Consider the following 2,500-nt stretch of genomic DNA (forward strand, 5'->3'; position numbering starts at 1 on the left):
CCCCGGGGATAACAGGCTTATCTCCCCCAAGAGTCCACATCGACGGGGAGGTTTGGCACCTCGATGTCGGCTCATCGCATCCTGGGGCTGTAGTCGGTCCCAAGGGTTGGGCTGTTCGCCCATTAAAGCGGTACGCGAGCTGGGTTCAGAACGTCGTGAGACAGTTCGGTCCCTATCCGTCGTGGGCGTAGGAAATTTGAGAGGAGCTGTCCTTAGTACGAGAGGACCGGGATGGACGCACCGCTGGTGTACCAGTTGTTCTGCCAAGGGCATAGCTGGGTAGCTATGTGCGGAAGGGATAAGTGCTGAAAGCATCTAAGCATGAAGCCCCCCTCAAGATGAGATTTCCCATAGCGTAAGCTAGTAAGATCCCTGAAAGATGATCAGGTTGATAGGTTCGAGGTGGAAGCATGGTGACATGTGGAGCTGACGAATACTAATAGATCGAGGACTTAACCATATAATATGAAGCAAATGTTATCTAGTTTTGAAGGAATATGCCTTCATAGTTTGGTGATGATGGCAGAGAGGTCACACCCGTTCCCATACCGAACACGGAAGTTAAGCTCTCTAGCGCCGATGGTAGTTGGGACCTTGTCCCTGTGAGAGTAGGACGTCGCCAAGCAAGCTTAAGACGAGTCAGAATGACTCGTCTTTTTTGTGTTTTATAACTTCTTTTCAATGCTAAATACTACTTGGATTTTAAAGAACTCCCTATTCTTTTAAGATTTTTGGTTACATATCTATATAAGTTTTATTCTGTTTCTTTCGTGATTTTTAATATGTAATTTAAGATTTTCTATTTTATTTCTTATAGATAAGATTCACCGGTATGTTAAAATAGTACAGTTGTTTTTGAGGTACGTTAACATAAGAGATTTAATTTGGAAAAAGGAGATAATATGAAAAAGATAGGTATGATTACTATAGTAGTTTTAGTGCTTCTAACAATCGCGTATATGTTAGTTGGGAATTATTTTTATAACTACGCATTGAATGCGAAACAAGAAAAAGAATTTTTGCAAGATAACCCTCATTTGGCGGAAACAGTGAATGCATCGGGAGATGTATTGGCTACGAATGAAAAAAAGAATGCGGATTTTGTATCGAAATATAAACCGAACACATTAACTGTACGTTCTTTCGATAAGCTGAATTTAAAAGGTTATGAATATATGAATGAATCATCTAGCCATAAATGGGCAATTGTAGTTCATGGATATAATGGCAGAGCATCAGAAATGACGAAATATATTCGGAACTTTTATGAACGAGGCTATAATGTCATAGCACCAGACCTTCGTGGACATGGAAATAGTGAAGGGGATTATGTTGGTATGGGCTGGCATGATCGTAAAGATGTCCTACTGTGGATTCAACAAATTTTAAAGAAAGATCCTAATGCTGAAATAGCTCTATATGGTATTTCTATGGGTGGAGCAACTGTAATGATGACTTCAGGCGAAGATTTACCTTCAAACGTTAAAGTTATTATTGAAGATTGCGGATACTCAACTGTTATTGATGAATTTACGTATCAACTAAAAGATTTATTCCACTTACCGAAGTTTCCTGTTATGAATGCGGCCAATACAGTTACTAAATTGAGGGCGGGATATGATTTAGAAGAGGCTTCAGCTGTGAAACAAGTTGAGAGAAGTAAAACACCTATGCTATTTATCCATGGGAATGCTGATACATTTGTTCCTTTTGAAATGTTAGATCAGGTGTATAATGCTGCAAAAGTAGAAAAAGAGAAGTTAATTGTTCCAGGTGCGGGGCATGGGGAAGCGGAGAAAGTAGATTCAAATAAATATTGGAATACTGTATGGAAATTCGTAGAGAAGTATATTCCGGCATAATTAAAGTTGTTTCATTTTTATAGACGATAATCGGAGGGAATAGTCTGCCCTTTTGATTATCGTTTTTTTCTAATTAGGTATTCTGCTATAAGTATATTTTTGTATGTACTATAGAAGGAAATAGAGCAAAAACTTTTGAATTCCTTAATCTCAGTGCTACAATGATTGAAAACTAAGTTTTAAAGAGGTGTTAATATGAAAATTGAAGTATGGTCAGATTTTGTATGTCCATTTTGCTATATTGGGAAGCGTAGATTAGAGATGGCTTTAGAGCAATTTCCGCATAAGAAGGATGTTGAAGTTGAGTTTAAAAGTTTTGAGCTAGATCCGAATACTCCCGTTTACTCTGGAACGAGTATTAATGAAGTGCTTGCATCAAAGTATGGGATTAGTATTGAAGAAGCTAAGCGTAATAATGTACAACTAGGAAATCATGCAGCTAGTATGGGTTTAAGTTTTAATTTTGATGAGATGAAGCCAACGAACACTTTTGATGCGCATCGTCTAGCGAAGTTTGCGAAGGATCAAGGGAAGGAAAAGGAGATTACAGAAAATCTTCTTTTTGCATATTTTACTGAATCAAAGAACTTGAGTGATGTGGATACGCTAGCTACTATCGCTGAAGCTTCAGGTTTAGA

At 38.3% G+C, this 2,500-nt stretch carries 2 protein-coding genes and 2 rRNA genes (2 of these 4 running past the window's edge); all 4 read left to right on the top strand.

What is annotated here, in order from left to right; all coding sequences use genetic code 11:
- Window positions 1-460, top strand: a 23S ribosomal RNA gene (locus MHB70_RS00625) (it extends 2,462 nt beyond the left edge of the window).
- 49 nt (window positions 461-509) lie between these two features.
- Window positions 510-625: ribosomal RNA gene (rrf, locus tag MHB70_RS00630) — 5S ribosomal RNA — on the top strand.
- 277 nt (window positions 626-902) lie between these two features.
- Window positions 903-1,862, top strand: coding sequence for an alpha/beta hydrolase (locus tag MHB70_RS00635; RefSeq protein ID WP_002093849.1), 960 nt, complete (start codon window positions 903-905; stop codon window positions 1,860-1,862).
- 195 nt (window positions 1,863-2,057) lie between these two features.
- On the top strand, window positions 2,058-2,500 hold the 5' portion of the coding sequence (locus MHB70_RS00640) for a DsbA family oxidoreductase (RefSeq protein ID WP_000687921.1). 289 nt of this gene lie beyond the right edge of the window; 443 of the gene's 732 nt are visible here — the first part of the coding sequence; its start codon is at window positions 2,058-2,060; its stop codon lies beyond the right edge, outside the window.

The sequence above is a fragment of the Bacillus sp. FSL M7-1020 genome, from assembly GCF_038050415.1.
Classification (GTDB): Bacteria; Bacillota; Bacilli; order Bacillales; family Bacillaceae_G; genus Bacillus_A; species Bacillus_A toyonensis.